Below are 25,870 nucleotides of genomic sequence, written 5' to 3'. Positions count from 1 at the left end.
CATGACGACCACCGAGGCGGGTAGTGAGGCGAATGTCCCGGCGGCCCGGCCCTCCGGGGCCGCGCCCACCGGTGAGGGCCCCGGTGAGGGCCCCGGCGAGGACGCGGGCGGAGGCGCTCGGCGGGACGCCGGGGAGGGCGCCGTCCAGGTGGTCGGGTCGCTGTCGCCGTCCCGCGCGGGCGACTTCATGACCTGCCCGCTGCTGTACCGGTTCCGGGTGATCGACAAGCTTCCCGAGCGGCCGAGCGCGGCCGCGGCGCGGGGGACGCTGGTGCACGCGGTGCTGGAGCGGCTGTACGACCTGCCGACGGGCGGTCGGACGCCGGAGGCGGCGCTGGAGCTGCTCGTCCCGCAGTGGGAGCGGCTGCTGGAGCAGGAGCCGGAGCTCGCCGAGCTGTTCGCGGGCGAGGACGGCGAGGCCGAGCGGGCTCAGTGGCTGGAGCAGGCGCGGCGGATGGTGGAACGGTACTTCACGCTGGAGGATCCGCGCCGCCTGGAGCCCGCCGAGCGGGAGCTGTTCGTGGAGACCGTGCTCGACTCGGGGCTGAAGCTGCGGGGCTACATCGACCGGGTGGACGTGGCGCCGAGCGGCGACGTGCGGATCGTGGACTACAAGACGGGGACGGCCCCCCGGGCCGACTTCGAGGCGCGGGCGCTGTTCCAGATGAAGTTCTACGCGCTGGTGCTGTGGCGGCTCCAGGGGCGGGTGCCGCGCCTGTTGCAGCTGATGTACCTGGGGAACGGCGAGGTGCTGCGCTACGAGCCCGACGAGGCCGACCTGCGGGCCACGCAGCGGAAGGTGGAGGCGCTGTGGGAGGCGATCCGCCGGGCCATGGACACCGGTGAGTGGCGGCCGCGGACGAGCCGGCTGTGCGACTGGTGCGACCACAGGGAGCGGTGCCCGCAGTTCGGGGGCACTCCCCCGCCGCTGCCGGTGAAGCCGGTCGACCGCCCGTCCCCGGCCGATCTGGAGTCCGCCGCGCGGGAACGCGACGACCTCTGACCCGTACCTCCGAGGCGAACCCCTGAGCCGAGCCCCGTCTCCGGCGCGCCCGGCGATCTCCTCCTGGAGGAGCAGGGCCGACGCTTCCCAATGAACCGGGATGAAGCGGGCACCATGCCGCTGCACGGCGGGCCGCGCGGGGCCGGGCGCCCGGCGACCAAGCGCTTGATCAGGGATCTTGACCAAAGGCAGTGGCGGGGCCCCGCCGAACCTGAACGGCGCCTGAACGCCGGACGCGGCGCGGCGGCCGCGGTCGCTGACCGGCGCGGGGTTGGGGGTCGTATCGGGGCCGTGCCGCGCGTCCTCCTTGGGGAGGACGACAGATCCCCGCACAGGAGGGGTCACGACCTGGTACGACCTCCTAGGGTGAGAGTCGTGTCACCCCGTATCCGTGGTCTTCGTACCTGCCGTGCCTGGCTGCAGTCGCGCCCGCTGGCGGCCGACGCGCTGCTGGCGCTCGGCCTGCTGCTGGTGGGGCTGCCGCAGCTGTACGTGGAGGACCTGCCGCACGGGGAGGGCTACGAGCAGTTCCGCTCGCCCGACGTCGTGAACGGGCTGCTGGTGGGGATGGTGGCGCTCGCGCTGACGTTCCGGCAGCGCTATCCGCTGTCGGTGCTGATGTTCGTGGTCGCGGGCGACTCGTTCATGGTGCTGCGCGACTATCCGCCGTCGGTGCCGGACGTGGTGGCGTTCCTGATCGCGGTGTACAGCGTCGCGGCGCACCGGGGGCTGGCGCACAGCGCCCTCGGCGGGCTCGTCGGGCTCGTGTACTTCGTGGTGTCGGTGACGGTGATGCCGGTCGACATCTCGCCGGTGGTGCTGATCACCGATCTGGCGCTGGTCGGCGGGGTGTGGGTGCTGGGCCGGAACCTGCGGATGCGGCGGGCCTACTTCACCGAGCTGGAGGACCGGGCGGCGCGGCTGGAGCGGGCCCGGGGCACCGACGCGCGGGCGGCGCGGATCGAGGAGCGCTCACGGATCGCGCGGGAGCTGCACGACGTGGTCGCCCACCATGTGAGCGTGATGACGGTGCAGGCGGGGGCGGCGCGGCGGATCATCGACCGGGACGCCGACAGCGCCCGGGAGGCGATGTCGACGATCGAGGAGGTCGGGCGGACGGCGCTGAGCGAGATGCGGCGGATCGTCGGGGTGCTGCGCACCGACCGGGACGCCGAGCAGGCGGGCCGGGAGCTGGCGCCGCAGCCGGGCCTCGGCGACCTCGGGGAGCTGCTGGACCACGTCCGGGAGACGGGCCTGTCGGTGCAGCTGTGGATCGAGGGCGAGGCGCGGACCCCCTCGCCGGGGGTGGACGTGGCGGCGTTCCGGCTCATCCAGGAGGCGCTGACGAATACGCTCAAGCACGCGGGCTCGCAGGCGCGGGCCTGGGTGCGGCTCTACTACACCGACGACGACCTGACCGTCGAGATCGAGGACGACGGGCACGGCACGGCGACGATCATGGCTGACAATGGGGACAACCCCGGGCACGGGCTGGTCGGGATGTACGAGCGGGTCGCGCTGTACGGCGGCGAGCTGCGGATCGGTCCGCGGGTCGGCGGCGGGTTCGGTGTGCGGGCACGTTTCCCCTTGGAGGCATAGGTTGAGGACGAGCGGTGCGATCGGCGTGAGGCGAGGAGCGGGGACGATGGACGCGAACGGGATGTGCCGATGAGCACGGTGCGGGTGCTGCTCGTCGATGACCAGCCGCTGCTGCGGACGGGTTTCCGGCTGATCCTGGAGGCCGAGGCCGACATCGCGGTCGTCGGCGAGGCCGGGGACGGCGCGGCGGCGGTGGAGATGACGCGGTCGCTGCTGCCCGACGTGGTGCTGATGGACATCCGGATGCCGGGCGTGGACGGGATCGAGGCGACCCGGCGGATCATCCGGGAGGGCGCCGCCTCGCACGACCCGAAGGTGCTGATCCTCACGACGTTCGACCTGGACGAGTACGTGATCGAGGCGGTGCGGGCGGGCGCGAGCGGGTTCCTGCTGAAGGACTCCCCGCCCGAGGACCTCGTGCAGGCGATCCGGATCGTCGCGGCGGGCGACGCGATCGTGGCGCCGTCGGTGACGCGGCGGCTGCTGGACAAGTTCGCGACGCGGCTGCCCGCGGTGCGGGACTCCTCTCCCCCGCCGGGGCTGGACACCCTCACCGAGCGCGAGCGCGAGGTGCTCTCGCATGTGGCGCGGGGCCAGTCGAACGCGGAGATCGCGGCGGAGCTGGTGGTGAGCGAGACGACCGTGAAGACGCACGTGGGCAACGTCCTGGCGAAGCTGGGGCTGCGCGACCGGGTGCAGGCGGTCGTGTACGCCTACGAGACGGGAATGAGCCGCCCCGGGCAGAGCTGACCCCGACGGCGGAACCGTCCCCGACGGGCAGATCCGACCCCGACCCCGACCCTGACGTCACACCGGCCGGTCCTCCCTGGAAGGAGGGCCGGCCGGCGGCGTTCTCCCCGTTCTCCCCTGAGGCGGCCCTGAATGAGACCCCCTCCTTTGACCAGGGGTTCCTACTCCGGGAGGACGACCGGGTGGAGGACCTCTCATGCCGGGGATGGAGCGGTAAGTCCATTCCTGGGGTGCATCTCACGAGGCCGCCCGACTCCTACTGTTTCTTAGGACGGGCCGCCGGGGGATCGGGCGCGACCCGCACCCTTAATCGCATTTCCGTTTCTCCACCCGAGACAGGGGAGTTTCTCGTGACGAACACCGCCCCATCGACCGCTGACGCGCACGCCGCGCCCGGGGCGGGCGAATTCGCCGCACGGGCGCACCAGATCGCGAAGGTGTACGGGAAGGGCGACGCGCAGGTCGTCGCCCTCGACAGCGTGACCGTCGGAATCCCCCGCGGCCGCTTCACCGCGATCATGGGCCCGTCCGGGTCCGGCAAGTCGACGCTGATGCACTGCATGGCAGGGCTGGACTCGGTGGACTCCGGGGAGGTCTACATCGGCGACACCGAGCTGACGCGGCTGCGCGACAAGCAGCTCACCCGCCTCCGCCGCGACAAGATCGGTTTCATCTTCCAGGCGTTCAACCTCGTCCCGACGCTGACCGCGCTGGAGAACATCACGCTGCCGATGGACATCGCCGGACGCAAGCCCGACCGGCAGTGGCTGGACGCCGTGATCGACACGGTGGGGCTGCGGCCCCGGTTGAAGCACCGGCCGACGGAGCTGTCGGGCGGCCAGCAGCAGCGTGTGGCGTGCGCCCGCGCCCTCGCCGCCCGGCCCGAGATCATCTTCGCGGACGAGCCGACCGGGAACCTGGACTCGCGCTCGGGCGCCGAGGTGCTGGGCTTCCTGCGCGACTCGGTGCGGCGGATGGGCCAGACGATCGTGATGGTCACCCACGATCCCTCCGCCGCCGCGTACGCCGACCAGGTGCTGTTCCTCACCGACGGGCAGATCGTCGACACGATGACGCAGCCGACGGCCGACCGCGTCCTGGAGCGCATGAAGGGCTTCGAGTCGGGGCCGCGCGCCGGCGCGGGCGTCCCCGCGGGCGCCTCCGGCTTCCCGGGCGGGCAGGAGCCGGGGGTCTCGGCGCGATGATGGGCAAGGTCACGCTCCGCAACCTCGCGGCGCACAAGATCAGGCTGGTCCTCACGGCCGTCGCGGTGATCCTCGGCGTGGCGTTCGTGGCGGGCACGCTGATGTTCACCGACACGATGAACAAGCGGTTCGACGACCTGTTCAGCCGCATCGGCACGAACGTCGCGGTGGACGTGCGGGCCAAGAAGGTGGTCGACGGCGACGACGACGGGTCCGCGGCGCAGCCCGTGCCCGCCGCCGTGCTGAAGGCCGTCCAGAACGTCGACGGGGTGAAGGACCCGTTCGGCAACGTCACCGGGTACGCCGCCGTGGTCGGCGCCGACGGGAAGGTCGTCGGCCAGAGCGGGGAGGGCCCGCCGCAGCTCGGCACCAACTGGAACCCCAAGGGCTCCTACGATCTGAAGACGGGCCGGGCGCCGCGGGGGCCGCACGAGGTCGTCATCGACGCCGACACCGCGTCCAAGGGCAAGATCGCGGTGGGCTCCACCGCGCGGATCGTCACCTCGGGCCAGCCGGCCCGGATGACGGTCGTCGGGCTGATCGACACCGGTGACCTGATGGGCGCGACCGTCACCGCGTTCGACACCCCGACCGCGCAGCGGATGCTGCTGAAGCCCGGCTTCTTCTCCGACATCGAGATGGCCTCGTCGGGGCCGTCGCAGGCGGAGCTGAAGTCGCGGGTCGCCAAGGCGCTGCCGGAGGGCATGGAGGCCGTCACCGGCACCGAGCTGCGCGAGGAGACCAAGAGCGACATCGCCTCGATGCTGAACTTCTTCCGCACGTTCCTGCTGGTGTTCGCGCTGATCTCGATCTTCGTCGGGGCGTTCATCATCTTCAACACGTTCTCGATGCTGGTCGCGCAGCGGACCCGGGAGCTGGCGCTGCTGCGCGCCATCGGCGCGGCCCGCCCGCAGGTGACGCGGGCCGTGATCGGCGAGGCCGTCGCGGTCGGGTTCGTCGGGTCCACCTTCGGCCTCGCCGCGGGCGCGGGCCTGGCCGCCGCGCTCCAGGCGGCGTCGGGGATGGGCGGCGGGCTCACCTTCACCGCCAGCCCCGTGATCTGGTCGTACGTGGTCGGGATCGTCGTCACCGTCGTGTCGGCGTACTTCCCGGCGCGGCGCGCCGCGAAGATCCCGCCGGTCGCGGCGATGCGCGACGACGTCGCGCTGCCGCAGCGGTCGCTGCGCATCCGGGTCGCGCTCGGGTCGCTGCTCACGCTGGTCGGCGCGGGCCTGATCGGGACCGGGCTCAGCGGCGGCGGCGGCAGCGCGGTGGCGCTGGTCGGCGGCGGCGCGTTCGGGGTGTTCATCGGCGTCGCGATGCTCGCGCCGGTGATCAGCGTCCCGGTGGTGCGGGTCCTGGCGGCGCCGTTCGCGAAGGTGATGGGCACCCCCGGGCGGCTCGCGCAGCAGAACGCGCTGCGCAACCCGCGGCGCACCGCCGCGACCGCCGCCGCCCTCATGATCGGCCTCGCGCTGATCACGATGGTGAACGTGATGGGCGCCTCGATGCGCAAGTCGGTGGACGCGCAGATCGACCGGCAGTTCGGCGCCGACTACCTCGTCCAGCCGCAGGGCGGCGGCGGCATCGACCCCGGCGTCCTGCCGAAGGTCAAGGCCACCCCCGGCGTCCAGTCGGCGTCGGTGACCTACGAGGGCAAGGCGAAGATCGCCGGGGACGGCACCACCTACATGGCCGGTGACGTCGCCGCGATCGCGAGCGCCGCGCGGCTGAAGATCGTCTCGGGCGGCACCGACCTCGGCGCCGCCGGGATGATGGTGGACGAGGGCACCGCGAAGGACGAGGGCTGGAAGGTCGGCTCGACGGTGTCCGCGCAGTTCACCGACGGGAAGACCCAGCGGCTCACCGTCGCCGGCGTCTACGCCAAGAGCGACCTGATCGGCGGCAAGGTCATCGCGCTGCCCGTCTACCTGGCCCACACCGCCAAGCCGTCCGCCGACGCCCTGCTGGTCGACGCGGCCAGCACGGACGCGGGGACGAAGGCGGCGCTGGAGACGACGCTGAAGGACCACCCGAACCTGAAGGTGTCCGACCAGGCGTCGCTGAAGAAGGACGCCCGCAAGCAGGTCGACTTCATCGTGACGTTCCTGTCGATCCTGCTCGCCATGTCCGTGATCATCGCGGCGGTCGGCGTGATCAACACGCTGGCGCTGTCGGTGATCGAGCGGACCCGGGAGATCGGGCTGCTGCGCGCCATCGGCATCAGCCGGCGGCAGCTGCGCCGGATGATCCGGTTGGAGTCCATCGTCATCGCGGTGTTCGGCGCGCTGCTCGGCATGGGCATCGGCGTGTCGTTCGGGGCTGCGCTGCAGAACGCGCTGAAGGACAAGGGCCTCAGCGAGCTGTCCATCCCCTTCGGCACCCTGGTCGCCTACCTCGTCGTCGCCGCCGTCATCGGCGTGCTCGCCGCGCTGTGGCCGGCGTGGCGGGCCGGGCGGATGGACGTCCTGAAGGCCATCTCCACCGAGTAGGGACCCTCCTCCCAGGCGCGGGCCCGCACCTCCCCGCGGACCCGCGCCGGAACGCCCCGTACGGCCCACACAGCGGACGGGGCGTTCCCCCTTTTCCGGGGCACGGTCAGGCGGCCTCCGCCGGGACGGGCGCGGACGGCACGCCCGCGGCCCGCCGCAGCGGGCCGCGCAGGCACAGGGCCGTCAGCGACGTCGCGGCGCCCGCGCAGGCCAGGGCCTGCCCCACCGTCAGGACCTCCGCCAGCGCGCCCAGCGCCACCGGGCCGACGCCCTGCAACGTCATCAGGCCCGTCGACAGCAGCCCGAACGCCTGCCCCCGCCCGTCCTCGGGCAGCGCGTCCACGAACGGCCGCTGGACGCCCAGCTCGTAGGCGAAGCCGCACCCGCACAGCAGCACCAGCGCCGCCGCGGCCGCCAGCGGCAGCGGCAGGGCGAGCGGCAGCAGCGGCAGCCCGAACAGCGCCATCAGCGGCACCGCGAGCCGCTCCCGCGCCGCCGGGCCGAGCAGCCGCCCCCCGGCGAGGTTGCCCAGCAGCATCCCCGCCGCCGAGCACGCCAGCAGCGCCCCCGCCGCCGCGTCCCCGTACCCGCGGACGCCTGCGTAGGGGACGAGGAGGCCCTCGGCGCCCGCCACGAACGCGGGCGGCAGCCACTGCGCCAGCAGCAGCGCCCGCACCGCCGGGTCCGCGAGCAGCCGCCGGTTCCCCGCCCAGCTCTCCCCCACCACCGACCCTCCCCCGGCCCCCGGCGGGGGAGGCAGGTCGGGCAGCCGGAGCCGCACCAGCAGCGCCGCCGCCAGGTGCGCGGCCGCCGCGACCAGCAGCGCGTGCCGGGCTCCGGCGGCGGCGACCGCGAGGCCGCCGAACGCCAGCCCGAGCAGCTGCGCCGCCGCCGAGGCCATCGTCATCAGCGACCGGCCCAGCACGTAGGCGTCGCCGTCCAGCACCTCGGCGACCAGCCGGTTCGAGGCGCCCGCGAACACCGGCGTCGCGCACGCCACCACCGCCACCAGCGCCAGCGCCGCCGCCACCGGCATCTCCAGCAGGCCCAGCGCCAGCGCCGCGCCCGCCTCCAGCGCGTAGGCGCCCGCGATCAGCCCGCGCGGCCGGAGCCGGTCGGCGAGGGACCCGAGCAGCGCCCCGCCCACCAGCTGCGGCAGGAACCCGATGCCGTAGGCGACCGCCGCGAGCAGCGGCGACCCCGTCCGGCCGTACACCAGCACCGACAGTGCGATCATCCGCAGCGTGTCCGCCGCGATCGCCAGCGTCCGCGTCCCGAACAGCACCCGGAACCGCGGCTCCGCCAGCGCGTCCCGGTATCCGGCGCGGTGTCCGGCGCGGCCCTCGTCATCCACGTCCCCTGTCACCCGGCCACCCTCGCCGCCCGCCGCCGGCGCCGCGACGTTTACGTCCCCTGGCGTAAGGTCGGGTCATGATCCGCCTGGAGGCGACCGCCGACGACCTGCTGCACAGCCGGTTCGCGCTGTCGCCGCTGTTCGAGCTGGACGGGCTGCTGCGCGCCCTCACCGGCCTGGGCGAGCGGGCCCTGCCCGGCGCGTGGGCCGAGCGGCTGCGCCCCGGGCTGGACGCGCTGCGCGCCGCGACCGACCTGGACGCCGTCCTCGCCCTCCAGACGGCCCGGTACGGCGCCGCGTTCGTCGCTCCCCCGCCGCGCGGCCTCGCGCAGACGGTCGAGGACGACCTGGCCGCCGTCCGCGCCACCCCGCCGGACGTCGCCCGCCGCGAGATCGCGCACGCGCTGCGGCTGCGCCCCGGCGCCGGGGAGCGGGCCCGCGCCGTCCTGGCCCGCCCCGACGCCCACCTCGCCGTCGCCGACGCGCTGGAGGCCGCCTGGCGGGCGCTGCTGGCCCCCGAGTGGCCGCGGCTGCGCGCCATCTGCGAGCGCGACGTCCTGCACCGCGCCGGGCGGCTCAGCGGCGGCGGCTGGGAGGCCGCCCTCCGCGACCTGCACCCCCGCGTCCGCTGGCGGGAGCGCGGCATCGACCTGCTCGGCCTGCGGCCCGAGGAGACCGTGCCGCTCGGCGGGACCGGCCTGCTGCTGATCCCGTCGGTGTTCGTCTGGCCCGGCATCGCCGCGCACACCGAGGCGCCCTGGCCCTACACCCTCATCTATCCGGCACGCGGCATCTCGGCGCTGTGGGAGCCCGCGCCGCCCGCCGCGCCCGGCGCGCTCGCCGCGCTGCTCGGCCGCACCCGCGCCCGGATCCTGATCGCCCTCGACGAGCCCGCCGGGACCACCCAGCTCGCCCGCGCCCTCGGCGTCGCGCCCGGGGCCGTCGGCGACCACCTCGCCGTCCTGCGCCGCGCCGGGCTCGCCGACCGCGCCCGCGCCGGACGCGCCGTCCTCTACCACCGCACGCCCCTCGGCGACGCGCTCGCCCGCACCCCCTGAACAGCCGAGGACCCGGCCCGGAAGGGCCGGGTCCTCGCGCGAGGTGAACGGGTCAGGCCTCGGGAGCGGACTCCTCCGCCGGCGCGGCGCCGGCCGCCGGGGCGACCGCGGCGCGGGCGACCTCGTCGGTCGCGCTCACCGTCGTGTTCTCCGGGAAGTGGCACGCGGCCTGGTGCCCCGGGCTCAGCTCCACCAGCGGCGGCTCCACCTGCTTGCAGATGTCCTGCGCCTTCCAGCAGCGCGTGTGGAACCGGCACGCGGGCGGCGGGTCCAGCGGGCTCGGGACGTCGCCCTGCAGCCGGATCCGCTGCCGGTCGCCCCGCTCGCTCGGGTCGGGGATCGGCACCGCCGACAGCAGCGCGTTGGTGTAGGGGTGCATCGGGCGCTCGTACAGGTCCGCGCGGTCCGCCAGCTCGACGATCTTGCCGAGGTACATGACCGCGACCCGGTCGGAGATGTGCCGCACCACCGACAGGTCGTGCGCGATCACCACGTAGGTGAGGTCGAGCTCGTCCTGCAGGTCCTCCAGCAGGTTCACCACCTGCGCCTGCACCGACACGTCCAGCGCCGACACCGGCTCGTCCGCGACGATCAGCTTCGGCTTCAGCGCGAGCGTGCGGGCGATGCCGATGCGCTGCCGCTGCCCGCCGGAGAACTCGTGCGGGTACCGGTTGTAGTGCTCGGGGTTCAGCCCGACCAGCTCCAGGATCTCCTGGACGGCCTTCTTCACGCCCTGCTTGGCCTCGATGTTCTGCAGCCGGAACGGCGCCCCGACGATCGCGCCGACCGTCTTGCGCGGGTTCAGCGACGAGTACGGGTCCTGGAAGATCATCTGGAGGTCGCGGCGGAGCGGCCGCAGCCGCCCCTGGGACATCTTCGTGATGTCCTCGCCCTCGAAGGTGATCTTCCCGAAGCTCGGGTCCAGCAACCGCATGATCATCCGGCCGGTGGTGGACTTCCCGCAGCCCGACTCGCCCACCAGCCCCAGCGTCTCGCCCTTGCGGACCGAGAACGACACGCCGTCGACGGCCTTCACCGCCGCGACCTGCCGGCGCAGCAGCCCCGCCGTGACCGGGAAGTGCTTGCCGAGGTTGTCCACCTCCAGCAGCGGCTCGCCGTCGCGCGCCGGACGCGCCTCCTTGGCCAGGGACGGAGCCGTGCCGGACGCGGCGCCGGGCCCCTGCTCGGCGGTCTCCACCGGGGTGTCCGCCGCGGTCTTCTCAGTGCTCACAGTCTCGTTCCCACCCGTGCTCGTCACAGCTTCGGCCGGATCTCGGAGTCCCAGATCTCCCGCCGCTTCTCCAGCGAGAGATGGCAGGCCGCCTTGTGGCCCGGCTCGACCTCCAGCAGCTCGGGCCGCTCGGTCGTGCTCTTGCCGCCCGTCAGGTCACAGTAGGCGCAGCGCGGGTTGAACGCGCACCCCTCCGGGACGTTGATCAGGCTCGGCGGCGTCCCCTTGATCGGCATCAGCCGCTCGCTGCGCTCGCGGTCCAGCCGCGGCATCGACCCGAGCAGCCCCCACGTGTAGGGGTGCAGCGGGCGGTGGAAGGCGTCCTCCACCGAGGCGTACTCGGCGCAGCGGCCCGCGTACATCACGAGGATGTCGTCCGACAGCTCGGCGACCACCCCCAGGTCGTGGGTGATCATGATGATCGCGGAGTTGAACTCCTGCTGCAGGTCCCGGATCAGGTCCAGGATCTGCGCCTGCACCGTCACGTCCAGCGCGGTCGTGGGCTCGTCGGCGATCAGCAGCTCCGGGTCGCACGACAGCGCCATCGCGATCATCGCGCGCTGCCGCATGCCGCCCGAGAACTGGTGCGGGTAGTCGTCCACCCGCTGGTCGGGCTTGGGGATCCCGACCCGTCCGAGCATGTCGATGGCGTGCTTGCGCGCCACCTGCTTGGACACGTCGTTGTGCACCCGGTAGGCCTCGATGATCTGCTTGCCCACCGTGTAGAACGGGTGCATCGACGACAGCGGGTCCTGGAAGATCATCGACATCTTCCGGCCGCGCAGCCGGCGGACCTCGTTCTGGGACGCGCCGACCAGCTCCGTCCCGTCCAGCCAGATCTCGCCGGAGACGTTCGCGTTGCCCCGGTTGTGGAGCCCGAGGATCCCGAGGCTGGTCACGCTCTTGCCCGAGCCGGACTCGCCCACGATCCCGAGCGTGCTGCCCCGCTCCAGCTTGAACGACAACCCGTCCACCGACTTCACCAGGCCGTCGTCGGTCGGGAAGTGGATCTTCAGGTCGCGCACCTCAAGGAACGCGGTGGGCGCGCCGCGCCCGGCGGCGGTCTCGCCGGTGTCGTTCACCAGCTCGGCCTGTCGCTTGCGTGCCATCAGTTGTGCCTCACCCTCGGGTCGATGACGCCGTACAGGATGTCCACGACGAGGTTGGCGAGCACGATGAACAGCGCCGCGGTCATCGTGGCACCGAGCACGACCGGCAGGTCGCTCTGGTTCACCCCGTCCAGCGCGAGCTGGCCGAGGCCGGGAATCGAGAACGTCTTCTCCGTGATGATCGCGCCGCCGAGCACCAGCCCGACGTCCAGGCCGAACACCGTCATGATCGGCGTCAGCGAGGCGCGCAGGCCGTGCTTGAGCACCACCGTCTTCTCCGGCAGCCCCTTGGCGCGGGCCGTGCGGATGAAGTCCTCGTTCATCGTCTCCAGCATGCCCGCTCGCGTCAGCCGCGCGTACATCGCCGCGTAAAGGAACGCCAGGCAGATCCATGGCAGCAGCAGGTTGAACGGGTTGTCGCTCGGCCCGCTGTAGTTCACCGCGGGCAGGATCTCCCACCGGTGGACGATGAACGCCAGCGACAGCAGGCCCGTAAAGAAGATCGGCAGGGACACGCCCGCGAGGGCCACCCCCATCGCCGCCCGGTCGAAGATCGTCCCTCGGCGCAGCGCGGACAGGATGCCGATCGACACCCCCGCCACCAGCCACAGCACGGCCGCACCCGCGGTGATCATGAACGTGACCGGCGCGCGGTCCACGAGCTGGTCGGTCACCGACTGGTTGGTGCGGAAGGAGTAGCCGAGGCACGGCGCCGGGCAGTCGATCTTCTCGGTGCCCGTGTCGTAGGTGTCGCCGACGACGATCGCCTTGATGAACTTCCCGTACTGCACCGGGACCGGGTCATCGAGCCCGAACCGGTCCTTGATGGCCGCGAGGGTCGCCGCGTCCGGCTGTTTGCCGGCGAAGCGGCCCGCGATGTCGTCGGTGGTGACACCGGCGGCGCGGGGCACAAGGAAGAAGATGGCGAACGTCACCGCGCTGATGATGAGGAGCAACCCCACCGCGCCGAACAGGCGGCGAACAATGAATGCGACCACAGTCTCCGGCCCAGGCGGTCGCCGGGGGATCCCCCCGGCGACCGCCCTATGCCTTCACCTGCCTTCTCTCAGGTAGCTCGGGAACCGTGCGCTCAGCCGGTGACGCCGAGGTTGGCGTAGTCGTACATGCCGTAGCCCGCGTGGAAGTAGACGTTCGTCAGGTTCGTCGGGCGGTAGAGCAGCGACTTGGCGTACACGTTCGGCAGGATCGCGGCCTGCTCACGGATCCGCGCGTCGATCTGGTTGTAGATCTTCGCACGCTGCGCCGGGTCCTGGACCGCGACGACGTCGTCCCACATCTTGTTGACCTGCGGGTCGTCCAGCTCCTCGGCGTTGGCGTTGCCGGTGGGGACGATCGCGTCGACGTCGGAGACGGGCTGGAGGTAGCCGTAGCCGGTGTTCCAGTCCGGGGCCCAGCCGTAGGTCCCGAGGCCGATCTTCTCCTTGGCCATGAACTTCGGCGCGCCGAGCTGCTCATTGGTGTAGGTGCCCGACGGGTAGCCCTTGAGGTTGAGCTTGATGTTGACCTTGGCGAGGGACTGCTGGAGCGCCTCGGCGGTCGCCTTCTCCTTCGGCCGGTCGCTCCGGAAGATCATGTTCGTGGAGAAGCCGCCCGGCTTGCCGCACTTGGCGAGCGAGGCCTTGGCCTGCGCCTGGTCGCCGGTGTAGGTCGGGTCCGCCTTCGTGTAGAAGTCGGTGCCCTTCTCGCGGCCCTGGACCGCCGGCGGCTGGATGGAGGTCGAGACCTGGCCGCCGACCTCACCGCCGTAGGCCCGGTACATCGCCGAGCGGTCGGCCGCGTACACGATCGCCTTGCGGCACTCGATGTTCGGGATGTTCTTGGTGTTGAGCGGGATGTACCAGTGGAAGCCGGCGAGCGGGTTGTCGGAGTTCGCCTTGAGCTTGGGGTTGGTCAGGATCTGCTGCCGCGCGGCGGCCTGCACACCCGAGCCGGGGAGGTCGATCTGGACGGTGCCGGCCTGCAGGCGGCTGTCGATCTCCTCGGCCTTCAGCCCCGACTGGACCTCGATCTTGTCGGGCAGCTGCTTGCGGTTCGGGTCGGTCGCCGGGTCCCAGTTGGTGTTGCGGACCCAGGTGCCGCCCTTCTTCGGCGTGTAGTCGCCCTGCAGCTTGTACGGGCCGGTCGAGACCGGGTGCATGCCGTAGCGGACGCCGGTGTCCTTGGCGGCCGGGACCGGAGCGGTCTGCCCGGAGAAGCCGACGACCTGGTCGAACTCGCTGAAGGCGGACTTCAGGTTGAACACGACGGTGTAGTCGTCGGGCGTGGAGACGCCCTTGAAGTTGTCGAGGTTCTTGTCCTTGAACGGGCCGTCGTACTTGCCGCCGACGTCCAGCAGCTGCGGGAAGTAGGAGGGGCCGTTGTGCAGGACGCTGCGGTCGAAGGTGCGCGCGACCGCGTACTTGATGTCCTTGGCCTTGACCTCGGTGCCGTCCTCGTACTTGACGCCGCGCTTGAGCTTGTACGTCCAGGTCTTGCTGCCGTTGGACGCGGTGCCCGGCGCCTCCGCGAGGTCGGGGACCATCTTGGAGCCCTCAAGACCCGGCTTGGAGTTGTAGGTCATCAGCGACCGGGAGAAGATCCGGACGAAGTTCAGCCCGTAGGCGTAGTAGATGTTCGCGGGGTCCAGCGACTCGAAGTCGTCCGGCTGCGCGAACTTCAGCACGCCGCCCTTGTGGTCGGAGACGTTGACGACCGCCGTGGAGCCGGCGTCGAACTTGGCGCCGTTGCCGCCGCCGCCTCCGTCGTCGTCACCGCCGCCACAGGCCGACAGCCCGAGGCCCAGGACGACGATCCCCGCCGCCGTACTGGTCACCACCTTGGGAGATTTCATCAGTTCCCTTTCGCTAATACCGGACGTTCGCCGGGGTCATCGGGCCCGTGGGTCCAGGGCGTCGCGCAGACCGTCGCCGAGCAGGTTGAAGGCCAGGACGGTGACGAAGATGGCGAGACCGGGGACGATCACGAAGTGAGGGGCGACCGAGTACAGCTCGGTGGCCTGCGACAGCATCCCGCCCCACGAGGGGTCGGGCGGGTTGATGCCGACACCGAGGAACGACAGCGCGGCCTCGAAGAGGATGTTGGTCGGGATCAGCAGGGTGGAGTACACCAGGATCGGCGCGACCAGGTTGGGCAGGATCTCCTTGAACAGGATGTAGGAGTTGCGCGCGCCCATGCTGCGCGCGGCGTCGACGAACTCGCGCTCGCGCAGCGACAAGGTCTGCCCGCGGATGATCCGGCCGATGTAGGGCCAGTTGAAGAACCCGATGATGAACACCAGGATCGCGATCCGCAGGTTGTTGCCTTCCAACCCCCACAGGCCCGGGGGGATCACGCCCACCAGCGAGATCGCGAACAGCACCAGGGGGAAGGCCAGGAAGACGTCCATCGTGCGGGCGATCAGGGTGTCGACCCACCCGCCGAAGTAGCCCGCGGTGATGCCCATCACGGTGCCGATCACGACCGACACCAGCGTGGCGAGCACGCCGATGAGCAGGGAGACCCGCGCCCCGTACAGGACGCGGCTGAAAAGGTCGCGCCCGTTGATGGGCTCGACGCCGAAGATGTGGTCGCCGCTCATGCCGCCCCACGGCTTGGTGGGGCCGCCCAGCGTCGCGTCCACCAGGTTCTGGTGGAACTCGTTGGGGGGGCTGCCGAGCCAGCCGACGACCAGGCCGGTGACGCCCGGAAGCGACAACACGATCAGGAACAGCACGACGATCCCGCCGCTGATGGCGACCTTGTCGCGCTTGAGCCGCATCCAGGCGATCTGGCCGAGGGAACGACCCTGGATCGCCTTGCGGTCGACGCCCGCAAGGACGGCCTCCGGCTGGGCCTCGCCCTCCGCTCCGGAAACCTCGATCGGTGCGGTCACGCTCCGTACCTCCTACCCCTTCGGGCCACACTGCCACCGGCGCACGCGCCCGGGAGGCCGCGAAGATCGTCCGCTGCCTCCGTGCCCGTTACGCCGCGTTTGCTGAAGGGAAACGTAGTCCTTCGGGCACGACTGTCCATCCGTGAGGCGACCTTCGCCAGTACCCGTATCTGACTTGTGATCTCGTCGTCATCTGGGGCACACGTGTCCACGCATCACTCCGGACAAATCGCCCGAATAGTACGTTCACCGGCACCCCTGACGGCAACCCGAACCCGGTCTAGACCGGCAAGCTTTACCGTACCGAGTCCGTTCCGAGATCGAACCTCCGCAGGTCACGCGGTCCGACATGACGGGCGGTCAGACTCGCGGCCGTCCCGGCCGCGCTCTCCCGCCACTCTCGCCACTCGGGCCCCGGCGCTCCCTCCGGCGGCCGGCCGCACCCGCGTTCGCACGCGCGGGCGGCCCCGCGCCCGGTTTCGGACCCCCGTGATCGGCGGGCCGCTCCGGCGCGGCGTCCCCTCCCTTCCCGACTTCCTCCGGACGGCGCGCGGGTCCGCCTCCGGGCCCCGTCGGCCCGCTCCGGGGACACGTCCCCGGCGACCACGTTCCGTCACTGATCATCTTCTGCCGCCCCCACCGTAACCCGTTCCGGAGGCGCCTCCGCCCCGGGGGCGCGGAGCGGAGGACGTCCGCCGCGCGACGAGACGCCGTCTCACCCCTGGGCCCGGGGGCGGACGCCCTGACCGGGCACCGGGCGGTTTGTTTCCCCACGCCCCGTCATTCGAGCGCGGGTCCGAAAACGGAGGCCACCCACGGGCCCAGCGGGAATTCGGCGCGGAATTTCATGTGATTCGCATCACATTGATGGCCTTCGTTCGCATTTTCTATCGTGCAGAGGTGCCCAGTTCAGGCCGCCGCTCCGCGGCTTCCAGCGTGTTATCGGAATAACTCATCACAGAGCGTCAGGTCGCTTCTGCGGGGGCGGGGCGACGCCGCTCGCCGATCGCCGGTGGTCCCTTCCATGGCCGCTCCCGCCGAGGGAGACGGCCATGGCCACCCAGCGTGACCCTTGCCAGGAACGATTCACACCGCTGCTTTCCATCGCCCGTAACCGATCTCGTGGGTGCTTTTCCTCGACGGGGTGAGCCCGGCACCGCCGCGCCCGGGCGCCGGTGCCGTTCCGGCCCGGAATCGGCTCGGGTGAAATCGACGAACCGCCAATCCAGAGGGCGACGGGGGATCCGAATGCTCCGGCTGAAGGTGAATATCGACGATGTGGCCCGCATGCGCTTCGCCCGGGCTCCGGCTCCGCTCATGGAGGTCTACGCGGGTGTCCGCGTGTGGAAGGCGACACGGCGCGCGGGGCGGGTGGGCGCCGGGGCCCGGCGCGCCATCGACCGCTTCCCCTCCTCCGCGCGCCCGCTGCTCGACCTGATCCCCTCGACCGGGCCGGGGCCCGCGTTCGTCGCGCCGATCGAGCCCGACCTGCCCGCGGCGCTCGGGGACGTGCGCGACGCCCTGGCCCGCGGCGCCGCCCGCGAGCTGGAGCCGGTGCTGCGGGACGGGCGCGACTCCGAGTGGCTGCGGGCCCTCACCGCGGGGCGCCCCGGCGCGGCGGACCGCCTGGTGCGGGCGCTGGAGTCCTGCTTCGTCGCGTGCCTGCTCCCCCACTGGAGCGGCGTGCTCGCCGCGTTCGACGCCGAGGCCGCGCGCTTCGGGGAGACGCTGCTGCACCACGGCGCCGCGTCCGCGATCGACCGGCTGAGCCCGCTGGTGCGCTGGCGGGGCGGCGCGGTGGAGGTGCGCGGCGCCGCGGACGCGGAGATCACGCCGGGCGGCGGCGGGCTGGTGCTGCTGCCGCTGGCGTTCTGGGACGGCGACCCGCTCGTGCGCGGCCTGAGCGACGGGACGGTGCTGGTCGCCTACGCGGCCCCCGAGACCCGCCCGAAGCCGTCCGCGCGCGTGGGCGGCGACGACGAGGACGCGCTCGCGGGGCTGGTCGGGCAGACCCGGGCCGGGATCCTGCGGGCGCTGCCGGAGCCGTGCGGCACCTCCGAGCTGGCCGTGCGCATCGGGATGAGCGTCTCGGTGACCTCCGAGCACGCCAAGATCCTGCGTCGCGCCGGGCTGATCACGAGCGTCCGGCACGGGCGCCACGTCCGGCACGCGCTCACCTCGCTCGGCCGCACGATCGCGGCCCCCTGAACCCCCTGCGGGGGCCGGGGACGCTACTGGATGCCCCGGTTCTTGAGGATCTGCTCGATCTCCAGGAGGTCGGGGTCGCCCGCGGCGGCCTGGCCGACCTCGCCCTTGGGGGCCTTCCCCTTCCGCTTGGCGGCCTTGCGCCCGCCGCCGCCGGCGGCGGACCTCTCCTCGCCGTCGGCCCGGCGGCCGAGCATCACGCCGGACGTCAGGTACAGCAGGACGGCCACGCCGGTCAGCGCCACCCCCGCCCACTTCACCGGGCTGAAGGCCAGGTCGACGAAGAACTCGGTGACGCCGGTCATGGCCGCGGCGAGCGGCACCAGCGACCACGCGGCGCCGCGCAGCGCGGCGCCGGCCCCGCGCCGGCCGTAGAGCCCCCAACTGATGACGAGCCCGAGTACGGTCACTCCCAGGCTGATCGCGAAGATGGCCGCGTCACTCATCTCTGCCTCGCATTCCCCGCGTCCTTCCCTTCATCGTCACATGCCGGCGGCCGTTTGCGCTCCTCCTGCCGGACGGTTCCGGCGCCGCGTCCTCATACCTGCGCGTGACACGGCGATGGAACGGCGGGCGGCGTCCCGGCCCCGGACCCGGGACCCGGGAGTGAGGCGCGGGGCCGGGCCGCCGACCGGTCAGCCCACCAGGGACGACAGGCGCTCGGGGGTCAGCTCGCGCAGGGACCCGACCACGGTGCGGCCCGGCGCGGGCGGGATCGGCAGGACGCTGGGCACCGCGACCGTCACGCAGCCCGCCGCCTCGGCCGCCGCGACGCCGTTCGGGGAGTCCTCCAGGACCACGCACCGGCGCGGCTCCGCGCGGAGCCGGGCGGCGGCCGTCAGGTAGGGCTCGGGATCGGGCTTGGTGCGCGACACCTCGTCGCCCGCCACGCTCAGCGCGAAGTACTCGCGGCCGACGGCGTCCAGCACCGGCTCGATGAGCCGGCGGTGGCTGGAGGACACCAGCGCGGTGGCCACGCCCGCCTCGCGCAGCCCGGTCAGCAGCTCCTTGGCGCCGGGCATCAGCGGGACGGCGGCGCTGAGCCGCTCGACCATGCCGTCCAGCATCCGCCGCCCGATCTCCGCGCGCGGCTCCGGCGACCCCGTCAGCTCCAGCATGTAGTCGACGGCGATGGCGAGCGAGCCGCCGACCAGCCGCTCCTGGTGCGCCGGGGTCCACGTCCCGCCGAGCCAGGCCATCACCTCCGACTCGACCTCGAACCAGACGCGCTCGGAATCGATCAGTAGGCCGTCCATGTCGAACAGGACGGCCTGAGGCCCCCCACGGGTCACGGTGCTCCCTCTGCGTTGAACGGTGCTTATGTGTTGAAAGTACCTGGATGACCGGACGAGGAGATGGCCGGGAGGCGTCCGCGCCGACCGCGAACGGTGACGGAAGGGCCACCGGACCGGTACGGTGCCCGGAAGCTACCAACGGGTAGGCCCCCGGCGACGGGAGGCCCCCTGGAGATGAGAGGGAGCGGCATGAGCGGTTACCGCGTCATTCTGGTCGGCACCGACGGCTCGGACTCCTCGTTCGGCGCCGTCGACCGCGCGGCGGAGCTGGCCGCCGCCACCGGCGCCACGCTGCTGCTCGCCACCGCCTACGCCCCGATGTCCGAGCGGGAGCGGGCGAGCGCCGCCGAGCAGCTCGGCGACCTCGCCTACAAGGTGCAGGGCTCCACCCCCGCCGACGACGCGCTCCGCGCCGCGCGCGGGCGGGCCGTCGCCGCGGGCGCCACCGACATCGACCAGGCCGCCGTCGCGGGCGAGGCCGTCGAGGTGATCTCGCGCCTGGCCAGGGAGCGCACGGCGGACCTCGTGGTGGTCGGCAACCGGGGGCTGGGCACCCTCGCCGGACGCATCCTCGGCTCGGTCCCGGCGAGCCTGTCGCACCGCGCGCCGTGCGACGTCCTGATCGTCCACACGACCGGCGGCAGGTGACGCGGACCACCGGCGGCGGGTGACACGATCGTGACCCGGGTTCCGCCTCCGGCGTACAGGCGCGGGGTCTGGCCCCGGAAGGGTGGGGTAGGTCACTGTCAGGACGTAGGCTGACAGCCACCGATCATGAGCGGGACCCCCGGCCCCGGGAATGACGGCCCCCGCGGTGACGCTGTACCGACGTCGGAAGGAGGCAGCGCGTGGTCGAGCTCGAAAGCGTTCCGGAACTCGTCGATCCGGTGCTCGTGGCCGCTTTTGAGGGGTGGAACGACGCCGGCGAGGCCGCGAGCGGGGTGATCCAGCACCTGGAGTCCACATGGGAGGCCGTCCCGATCGCCGAACTCGATCCCGACGACTACTACGACTTCCAGGTCACCCGGCCGATCGTCGAGATGATCGACGGTGAGACCCGCGGCATCACCTGGCCCACCACCCGCATCTCTTGGGCGCGGCTCCCCAACGGCCGCGACGTGGTGCTCGTGCACGGCATCGAGCCGAACATGCGCTGGCGCTCGTTCTGCCGGGAGCTGGTCGGGCTGATGCTGGAGCTGGACATCCGCAACGTCGTCCTGCTGGGCGCGCTGCTCGCCGACGCCCCCCACACCCGTCCGGTGCCGGTCACCGGCGCCGCGTCCGAGGCGGGCCTGGTCAACACCCTGCACCTGGAACCCGCCCGCTACGAGGGCCCCACCGGGATCCTCGGCGTCCTGCAGGACGCGTGCGCCAAGGCCGACCTCGACACCGTGTCGCTGTGGGCGGCGGTCCCCCACTACGTGGCGCAGCCCCCCTCCCCCAAGGCGACGCTGGCGCTGCTGCGCCGCGTGGAGGACCTGCTGGACGTCACCGTCCCCCTCGGCGAGCTGCCCGAGGAGGCGCGGGCCTGGGAGAACGGCGTCAACGAGCTCGCCGAGGAGGACTCCGAGGTCGCCGAGTACGTCCGCACGCTGGAGGAGCAGAAGGACGCCACCGAGCTGCCCGAGGCGAGCGGCGACGCGATCGCCCGCGAGTTCGAGCGCTACCTCCGCCGCCGCGACCCCGGATAGCCGGCATGGTTAGACTGATCACCCGACATCCCCGGTGATGGCCCGCGCAGGCCGCGAACTGCGCACGAGCATGGCCTCGACGGCGATTCTCCGACGTGTGGAGGGCGGCACCGCCCGCAGGCGGTGACCCGCGGCGGCGCGTCGCCCGCGATCCGGGTCAGGCGCCCCCGCGAGCTGCGGCGGCAGCGCAGGCCCCGCGCGCACTCCTGCTGGGACCACCTCATCGCCGCGCCGCTGTGGCCGCTGCACGGCGCGAACCTCGGGACGCTGCTGCGCACCTGCGACGCCGTCGGCGCCTGCCTCGCCGTCCCCCGCCTCCCCTGGGTGCCGGACGCGCTCGAACGCGGCAACACCCTCCGCCGCCCGTCCTGCGTGCACTGGGTGAACGAGCCGCTCGGCTGGCTGGAGCGGCGGCGGGAGGCCGGTTCCCGCGTCGTCGGCGTCGAACTCGCCGACGAGGCGGTCCGGCTCGCCGACCTGCCCCCGGCGCGGGTGAGGACCGTCGCCGTCCTCGGCCACGAGCGGCACGGGATCCCCGGCGAGGCGCTGGACCTGCTCGACCTCGCCGTGGAGATCCCGATGGTGGGGGGCGGGAGCAGCCTGAACGTCGCCGTCGCCGGGTCGCTGGTCCTCTACCGGCTGGCGGGCCTGCTCTGAACGGCCGGTGATCCGACCGGGACCGGACGGAAGGAGCATGGGGACGCGGGCGAGCAGTTCCGGCACGCCCGCGGACCGGGACTGCTCCGTGCCGGGGCGAGGGTCAGAGTGCGACGCCGAGCAGGGCGTCCGCCACCGCGCCGACCTGGGCGGGCGCCGACGCGGACCCCCCGCCCGCGCCGAGGGCCGCGTCGGCCCAGGCGTCCACGGCCGCCAGCGCGGCCGGGGCGTCGAGGTCGTCGGCCAGGGCGGCGCGCACGGCGGCCGCGACGGGCGCCGCGTCCGGGGCCGCCGGGAGCGCCGCGGCGGCGCGCCAGCGCGCGAGGCGGGCGGACGCCGCGTCCAGCTCGGCGCGCGTCCACTCCCAGTCGGAGCGGTAGTGGTGGGCCAGCAGCGCCAGCCGGATCGCCATCGGGTCGGTGCCCGCCTCCCGGAGCGCCGACACGAACACCAGGTTGCCGCGCGACTTGGACATCTTCTCGCCGTCCAGCCCGACCATGCCCGCGTGGACGTAGGAGTGGGCGTGCGGGCGCTCGCCGGTCGCGACCTGCGCGTGCGAGGCGCTCATCTCGTGGTGCGGGAACGCCAGGTCCGAGCCGCCGCCCTCCACGTCGAACGCCATCCCGAGGTACTCCACCGAGATCGCCGAGCACTCCACGTGCCAGCCGGGGCGGCCCTCCCCGAACGGCGACTCCCAGCCGGGCTCGCCGGGGCGCCGCGCCATCCACAGCAGAGGGTCGAGCGGGTCGCGCTTGCCGGGCCGGTCCGGGTCGCCGCCGCGCTCGGCGAACAGCGGCGCCATCTCCGCGCGGCTCAGGCGGCTGACCGCCCCGAAGTCGGGGTCGGCGCCGACGGGGAAGTAGATGTCGCCGCCGACCTCGTAGGCGGCGTCCTTGGCGCGCAGCTTCTCGATCATCTCGACGATCATCGGGATCGCCTCGACCGCGCCGATGTACTGGTCGGGCGGCAGCACGCGCAGCGCAGCCATGTCGGCGCGGAACAGCTCGATCTCCCGGTCGGCGAGCGCCCGCCAGTCCTCCCCGGTCTGCTGGGCACGTTCCAGCAGCGGGTCGTCCACGTCCGTCGTGTTCTGGACGTAGTGGACGCGGTGGCCGAGGTCGCGCCACACCCGGTTCACGAGGTCGAAGGCGAGATAGGTGTTGGCGTGGCCGATGTGCGTCGCGTCGTAGGGGGTGATGCCGCACACGTACATGCGGGCGGTGGCGCCGGGCTCCACCGGGCGCGCCGTACCCGTCCCCGTGTCGTGCAGGCGCAGCGGCCGCGTCGCGGCGGGCAGCCCCGCGTCGGAGAGATGAGGGACATCGGAGGCGTGCCACGATCGCATACCGAAAGCTTATCCATGCGCGGTCGACGGGATTACTCCGAGATCACCCCTACTGCCCCGGTGTGTCCGCTCGATCGGCGGACCCGCCGGTCAGGGCGCCGCGACGGGTCAGCCCGACCGGACGCGCGGGTCCAGGAGCGAGTACCCGACGTCCACGGCGAGGTTGGCGAGCGTCACGAACAGCGTCACCACCAGCGTCACCCCGATGATCACCGGGGTGTCGCCGAGCGCGATCGACTGGTAGACGAGCTGGCCGACGCCCTGGAGGCCGAACACCTTCTCGGTGACGATCGTGGAGCCGACCAGCGCGCCGAGGTCGACGCCGAGCTGGGTGACGACCGGCGTCAGCGCCGCGCGCAGCCCGTGCCGGTAGACCACCCGCCGCCGCGTCAGCCCCTTGGCCTTCGCCGTGCGGACGTAGTCCTCGCCGAGGACGTCCAGCAGCGCCCCGCGCGTGAGGCGCGTGTAGGCGGCGACCATCAGGAACGCGAGCGCGACCCACGGCAGGACCATCCGCCGCAGGAAGTGCTCCTGGAGCGGCGGGCCCGCCTCGAAGGGGCCGGAGCCCCCGCCGATCCCGCCGGCGAACAGGTACAGCAGCGCCAGCGCCATCACGAACGGCGGCGTGGACAGCCCGAGCAGCACCAGCACCGTCGCCGCGCGGTCCCACAGGCTCCGCGCCCGGGTCGCGCTGAGCACGCCCGCGACGACGCCGCCCCCGCATGCCAGGAGCCCCGCGCCGAGCACGAGCCACAGCGTCGTCGGCAGCCGGTCGCCGATCAGCCGCGCCACCGGGACGCCGTTGACGTAGGAGTCGCCGAGGTCCCCCCCGGCCAGCCGCCGCAGGAACCGCCAGTACTGGACGAGGACGGGCTGGTCCAGCCCGAGGTTGCGGCGGATCTGGGCCAGCGTGTCGGCGGTCGCGCGCGGGCCGCCGATCACCCGCTCCACCGGGATCGGCGACACGTGCAGGAACACGAACACCAGCGTGGAGACGAGCCACAGCACGATCACCGCGTACAGCAGGCGGCGGAGGAGGAACCGCGTCACCGCCGCAGCTCCCCCCGCCGGACGGGGGACCGCTCAGCGCGCGGGTCGAGGGCGTCGCGGACGCCCTCGCCGACCAGGTTGAACGACAGCGTGGTCAGCAGCAGCAGGACGCCGGGCACCGCCAGCAGCCACCACGCGGTCTGGAACACCTCGCCGCCCTCGCCGAGCATCGACCCCCAGCTCGGCATCGGCGGCCGGACCCCGACGCCGAGGAAGGACAGCGTCGCCTCGAACACGATCGAGGCGGGGACCAGCAGCGAGGTCAGCACCGTGATCTGCGCGGCGAGGTTCGGCAGCACGTCCACGATCATGATCCGGGCGTCGGACGCGCCGAGCGAGCGGGCCGCCTCGATGAACTCCGCGCGCCGCAGCGACAGCACCTGGCCCCGGATGACCCGGCCGAACGCCGCGAACGAGAAGAACGCGATCACCAGCACGGTCATCGTCAGGCTCGCGCCGACCGAGGAGATCTGGAACGTCGTCGCCAGCGTGATCGCGACCAGCAGGTAGGGCAGCGCGAGCGTCATGTCCATCAGCCGCGCCAGCAGCGTGTCGAGGACGCCGCCGACATAGCCCGCGAGCATCCCCGCGAACGTCCCCGCCACCGAGGCGAGCAGCGCCGCGAGGACGCCGACGAGCAGCGAGATCCGCGCGCCGTAGGCGGCGCGGACGAACACGTCCCGGCCGAGCTGGTCGGCGCCGAGCCAGAACTCCGCGCCGGGCCCGCGCGGCTGCCCGTTCGCGTCCAGTCCGGTCTCCGGGAACGTCGCGCCGTAGGGGTGGCCGCTCCAGCGGGCCCACAGCGGCGCCAGCACCGCGAACAGGGTGATGAGCCCGATCAGGGCCAGCGCGGCGACGGCGGCCCGGTCGCGGCGGAAGCGCGCCCACGCGAGCTGGGCCGGGGACCGGCCCCGCACCCGCCGTGACCCGCCGTGCGGAACGGCGACCGCCGCGCCCGCCGCCGAACCCGCCGCCGCGCGCCCCCAAGCCATCCCGGACTCCCCCGCAACCGAAGATCGCGATAGGTAGTCAAGCTAGCACCGACCGTCACGCGGGCGTGCCCGAACGCCGATACCGGCCGGTGTCCCCGGGCGCTCCAGAACGCATCAGCGCACGTCAGAACGTATCAGAACAGGCCGGAGAAGGCGCCGGACGACGGGTCAGAGCACGCGGTTCCAGGACGCGGCGTCGCCGGGCACGGCGGAGAAGTCGTACCGCACGCCCCGCGCGGACAGCGCCGTGAGGCTGACCGAGGTGGTCCCCCACACGCGTCCGTCGCCGAGGTCCAGGAGCGGGAGCAGCGCCCTGCGGTCCGTGCGCGCGACGCCGTCCCCGGCGACGAGCGCGAACCACGCGCCCCACGCCTCCGCCACCGGCCCCTCCCCCGGGACGGGACGCGGCGCGGCGGCGAACCGGGGCCGGAAGTGCGCGAGCCGGGCCTCCATGTAGGCGTCCTCGGTCTGCCCCTCCAGCCGGCCCTCGCCCTCCAGCCCGCTGTTGACGATCATGTGGAGGCCGGGCGTGAGGGAACGTTCCACCAGCGTCTCGCCGTTCCAGGTCCACAGCCGCACCCGGTCGGTCTCGGCGCACACCAGGTAGAAGGGGTCGAACGCCGGGAGGTCGAGCTCGCCGAGCTTGCCGTCGGCGGCCATCCGCAGCGGCAGCCCGCCGCGCGTGGCACGGCCGTCGGGCGGCGCCATGCGGCCCCGCCCGTTCAGGACCGTCGCGACGCGCCGCGCATCCGGGTCCACCGCGAGCCACGTCCCCCCGGCGCGCAGGTCGCGCCCGCCGACGAGGCCGGGTCGGTCGTCCCAGTACCGGTCCGGCGGCTCCCAAGAGCGGGCAACGAACTCGTCACGCACGCCCACCAGCAGGACGGGAACGGGCGAGGAGGGCTCAAAACTCACGACCGCCGTGCACATGTCCCCCATTGG

At 72.9% G+C, this 25,870-nt stretch carries 22 protein-coding genes; 10 read left to right on the top strand and 12 right to left on the bottom strand.

What is annotated here, in order from left to right; all coding sequences use genetic code 11:
- Position 1: 1 nt before the first annotated feature.
- From KLI87_RS27275 to KLI87_RS27255, 5 genes are all read left to right on the top strand, one after another.
- Positions 2 to 1,003, top strand: coding sequence for a PD-(D/E)XK nuclease family protein (locus KLI87_RS27275; protein ID WP_214619235.1), 1,002 nt, complete (start codon positions 2 to 4; stop codon positions 1,001 to 1,003).
- Between the two features lie 375 nt (positions 1,004 to 1,378).
- Positions 1,379 to 2,602, top strand: a complete 1,224-nt coding sequence (locus KLI87_RS27270) for a sensor histidine kinase (RefSeq protein ID WP_214619234.1) — start codon at positions 1,379 to 1,381, stop codon at positions 2,600 to 2,602.
- A 69-nt stretch (positions 2,603 to 2,671) separates the two neighbouring features.
- Positions 2,672 to 3,352, top strand: coding sequence for a response regulator transcription factor (locus KLI87_RS27265; RefSeq protein WP_156216789.1), 681 nt, complete (start codon positions 2,672 to 2,674; stop codon positions 3,350 to 3,352).
- Between the two features lie 350 nt (positions 3,353 to 3,702).
- On the top strand, positions 3,703 to 4,557 hold the full coding sequence (locus KLI87_RS27260; RefSeq protein ID WP_214619233.1) for an ABC transporter ATP-binding protein: 855 nt from the start codon (positions 3,703 to 3,705) through the stop codon (positions 4,555 to 4,557).
- Positions 4,554 to 7,049, top strand: a complete 2,496-nt coding sequence (locus KLI87_RS27255) for an ABC transporter permease (protein ID WP_246249736.1) — start codon at positions 4,554 to 4,556, stop codon at positions 7,047 to 7,049. The genes KLI87_RS27260 and KLI87_RS27255 overlap by 4 nt, the downstream gene beginning before the upstream one ends.
- Before the next feature lie 106 nt (positions 7,050 to 7,155).
- On the opposite strand, the gene KLI87_RS27250 is transcribed toward KLI87_RS27255, so the two are convergent.
- Positions 7,156 to 8,415 carry an MFS transporter gene (locus KLI87_RS27250; RefSeq protein ID WP_214619232.1) on the bottom strand — a complete coding sequence of 420 codons (1,260 nt, stop codon included), beginning with the start codon at positions 8,413 to 8,415 and terminating at the stop codon, positions 7,156 to 7,158.
- A 65-nt stretch (positions 8,416 to 8,480) separates the two neighbouring features.
- Here KLI87_RS27250 and KLI87_RS27245 point away from each other — a divergent pair, with 65 nt between their 5' ends.
- The gene (locus KLI87_RS27245) at positions 8,481 to 9,461 is read left to right on the top strand and encodes a DUF5937 family protein (RefSeq protein WP_214619231.1); all 981 of its coding nucleotides are present in this window, start codon (positions 8,481 to 8,483) and stop codon (positions 9,459 to 9,461) included.
- 52 nt (positions 9,462 to 9,513) lie between these two features.
- Here the strand turns inward: KLI87_RS27245 and KLI87_RS27240 are convergent, their stop codons facing one another.
- The 5 genes from KLI87_RS27240 to KLI87_RS27220 form a co-directional block, all read right to left on the bottom strand.
- The gene (locus tag KLI87_RS27240) at positions 9,514 to 10,608 is read right to left on the bottom strand and encodes an ABC transporter ATP-binding protein (RefSeq protein WP_156217036.1); all 1,095 of its coding nucleotides are present in this window, start codon (positions 10,606 to 10,608) and stop codon (positions 9,514 to 9,516) included.
- Between the two features lie 107 nt (positions 10,609 to 10,715).
- Positions 10,716 to 11,801, bottom strand: coding sequence for an ABC transporter ATP-binding protein (locus tag KLI87_RS27235; RefSeq protein WP_156216790.1), 1,086 nt, complete (start codon positions 11,799 to 11,801; stop codon positions 10,716 to 10,718).
- Positions 11,801 to 12,799 (bottom strand): ABC transporter permease, encoded by a 999-nt coding sequence (locus tag KLI87_RS27230; RefSeq protein ID WP_214619230.1) that lies wholly within the window; start codon positions 12,797 to 12,799, stop codon positions 11,801 to 11,803. Before KLI87_RS27230 ends, KLI87_RS27235 begins: the two co-directional genes overlap by 1 nt.
- A gap of 92 nt (positions 12,800 to 12,891) precedes the next feature.
- Complete coding sequence (locus KLI87_RS27225; protein ID WP_156216791.1) at positions 12,892 to 14,652, bottom strand: ABC transporter substrate-binding protein; 1,761 nt, start codon at positions 14,650 to 14,652, stop codon at positions 12,892 to 12,894.
- A gap of 36 nt (positions 14,653 to 14,688) precedes the next feature.
- A complete protein-coding gene (locus KLI87_RS27220) occupies positions 14,689 to 15,693 on the bottom strand; it encodes an ABC transporter permease (RefSeq protein WP_214619229.1) in 1,005 nt (334 codons plus the stop codon).
- A gap of 1,287 nt (positions 15,694 to 16,980) precedes the next feature.
- On the opposite strand from KLI87_RS27220, the gene KLI87_RS27215 reads away from it, so the two are divergent.
- Positions 16,981 to 17,901, top strand: coding sequence for a helix-turn-helix transcriptional regulator (locus KLI87_RS27215; RefSeq protein ID WP_250904292.1), 921 nt, complete (start codon positions 16,981 to 16,983; stop codon positions 17,899 to 17,901).
- A 23-nt stretch (positions 17,902 to 17,924) separates the two neighbouring features.
- Here the strand turns inward: KLI87_RS27215 and KLI87_RS27210 are convergent, their stop codons facing one another.
- Both KLI87_RS27210 and KLI87_RS27205 read right to left on the bottom strand, forming a co-directional pair.
- Positions 17,925 to 18,344, bottom strand: a complete 420-nt coding sequence (locus KLI87_RS27210) for a hypothetical protein (RefSeq protein ID WP_214619228.1) — start codon at positions 18,342 to 18,344, stop codon at positions 17,925 to 17,927.
- A gap of 189 nt (positions 18,345 to 18,533) precedes the next feature.
- A complete protein-coding gene (locus KLI87_RS27205; protein ID WP_308166207.1) occupies positions 18,534 to 19,190 on the bottom strand; it encodes an HAD family phosphatase in 657 nt (218 codons plus the stop codon).
- A 192-nt stretch (positions 19,191 to 19,382) separates the two neighbouring features.
- Here KLI87_RS27205 and KLI87_RS27200 point away from each other — a divergent pair, with 192 nt between their 5' ends.
- The 3 genes from KLI87_RS27200 to KLI87_RS27190 all read left to right on the top strand — a co-directional run bounded on the left by KLI87_RS27200 (position 19,383) and on the right by KLI87_RS27190 (position 21,541).
- Positions 19,383 to 19,841: a universal stress protein gene (locus KLI87_RS27200; protein ID WP_214619227.1), complete on the top strand. Its 459-nt coding sequence runs from the start codon at positions 19,383 to 19,385 to the stop codon at positions 19,839 to 19,841.
- Between the two features lie 200 nt (positions 19,842 to 20,041).
- Entirely contained in the window at positions 20,042 to 20,884 is an 843-nt protein-coding gene (locus KLI87_RS27195; RefSeq protein ID WP_214619226.1) for a PAC2 family protein, read from the top strand.
- Between the two features lie 123 nt (positions 20,885 to 21,007).
- Positions 21,008 to 21,541 (top strand): TrmH family RNA methyltransferase, encoded by a 534-nt coding sequence (locus KLI87_RS27190; RefSeq protein WP_214619225.1) that lies wholly within the window; start codon positions 21,008 to 21,010, stop codon positions 21,539 to 21,541.
- Positions 21,542 to 21,644: 103 nt separating this feature from the next.
- Here the strand turns inward: KLI87_RS27190 and mshC are convergent, their stop codons facing one another.
- The 4 genes from mshC to KLI87_RS27170 all read right to left on the bottom strand — a co-directional run bounded on the left by mshC (position 21,645) and on the right by KLI87_RS27170 (position 25,858).
- The gene (mshC, locus tag KLI87_RS27185) at positions 21,645 to 22,886 is read right to left on the bottom strand and encodes a cysteine--1-D-myo-inosityl 2-amino-2-deoxy-alpha-D-glucopyranoside ligase (RefSeq protein WP_214619224.1); all 1,242 of its coding nucleotides are present in this window, start codon (positions 22,884 to 22,886) and stop codon (positions 21,645 to 21,647) included.
- A 108-nt stretch (positions 22,887 to 22,994) separates the two neighbouring features.
- Positions 22,995 to 23,936, bottom strand: coding sequence for an ABC transporter permease (locus tag KLI87_RS27180; protein WP_214619223.1), 942 nt, complete (start codon positions 23,934 to 23,936; stop codon positions 22,995 to 22,997).
- A complete protein-coding gene (locus KLI87_RS27175) occupies positions 23,933 to 24,928 on the bottom strand; it encodes an ABC transporter permease (RefSeq protein WP_214619222.1) in 996 nt (331 codons plus the stop codon). The genes KLI87_RS27180 and KLI87_RS27175 overlap by 4 nt, the downstream gene beginning before the upstream one ends.
- Before the next feature lie 168 nt (positions 24,929 to 25,096).
- Positions 25,097 to 25,858 (bottom strand): NRDE family protein, encoded by a 762-nt coding sequence (locus KLI87_RS27170; protein WP_214619221.1) that lies wholly within the window; start codon positions 25,856 to 25,858, stop codon positions 25,097 to 25,099.
- Between the last annotated feature and the right edge of the window lie 12 nt (positions 25,859 to 25,870).

Origin of the sequence: Actinomadura sp. NEAU-AAG7 (assembly GCF_018603865.1) — a bacterium.
Taxonomy (GTDB): Bacteria; Actinomycetota; Actinomycetes; order Streptosporangiales; family Streptosporangiaceae; genus Spirillospora; species Spirillospora litoris.
Note: the sequence above shows the minus strand (reverse complement) of the source record. Positions and strands in the feature narration are given on the sequence as shown.

Bases quoted from the DNA above. Each gene is read 5' to 3' on its own strand.
- KLI87_RS27275 (WP_214619235.1), top strand. From the start codon at position 2: ATGACGACCACCGAGGCGGGTAGTGAGGCGAATGTCCCGGCGGCCCGG.
- KLI87_RS27265 (WP_156216789.1), top strand. From the start codon at position 2,672: ATGAGCACGGTGCGGGTGCTGCTCGTCGATGACCAGCCGCTGCTGCGG.
- KLI87_RS27255 (WP_246249736.1), top strand. From the start codon at position 4,554: ATGATGGGCAAGGTCACGCTCCGCAACCTCGCGGCGCACAAGATCAGG.
- KLI87_RS27245 (WP_214619231.1), top strand. From the start codon at position 8,481: ATGATCCGCCTGGAGGCGACCGCCGACGACCTGCTGCACAGCCGGTTC.
- KLI87_RS27235 (WP_156216790.1), bottom strand. From the start codon at position 11,801: ATGGCACGCAAGCGACAGGCCGAGCTGGTGAACGACACCGGCGAGACC.
- KLI87_RS27225 (WP_156216791.1), bottom strand. From the start codon at position 14,652: ATGAAATCTCCCAAGGTGGTGACCAGTACGGCGGCGGGGATCGTCGTC.
- KLI87_RS27215 (WP_250904292.1), top strand. From the start codon at position 16,981: ATGCGCTTCGCCCGGGCTCCGGCTCCGCTCATGGAGGTCTACGCGGGT.
- KLI87_RS27210 (WP_214619228.1), bottom strand. From the start codon at position 18,344: ATGAGTGACGCGGCCATCTTCGCGATCAGCCTGGGAGTGACCGTACTC.
- KLI87_RS27200 (WP_214619227.1), top strand. From the start codon at position 19,383: ATGAGCGGTTACCGCGTCATTCTGGTCGGCACCGACGGCTCGGACTCC.
- mshC (WP_214619224.1), bottom strand. From the start codon at position 22,886: ATGCGATCGTGGCACGCCTCCGATGTCCCTCATCTCTCCGACGCGGGG.
- KLI87_RS27175 (WP_214619222.1), bottom strand. From the start codon at position 24,928: ATGGCTTGGGGGCGCGCGGCGGCGGGTTCGGCGGCGGGCGCGGCGGTC.
- KLI87_RS27170 (WP_214619221.1), bottom strand. From the start codon at position 25,858: ATGTGCACGGCGGTCGTGAGTTTTGAGCCCTCCTCGCCCGTTCCCGTC.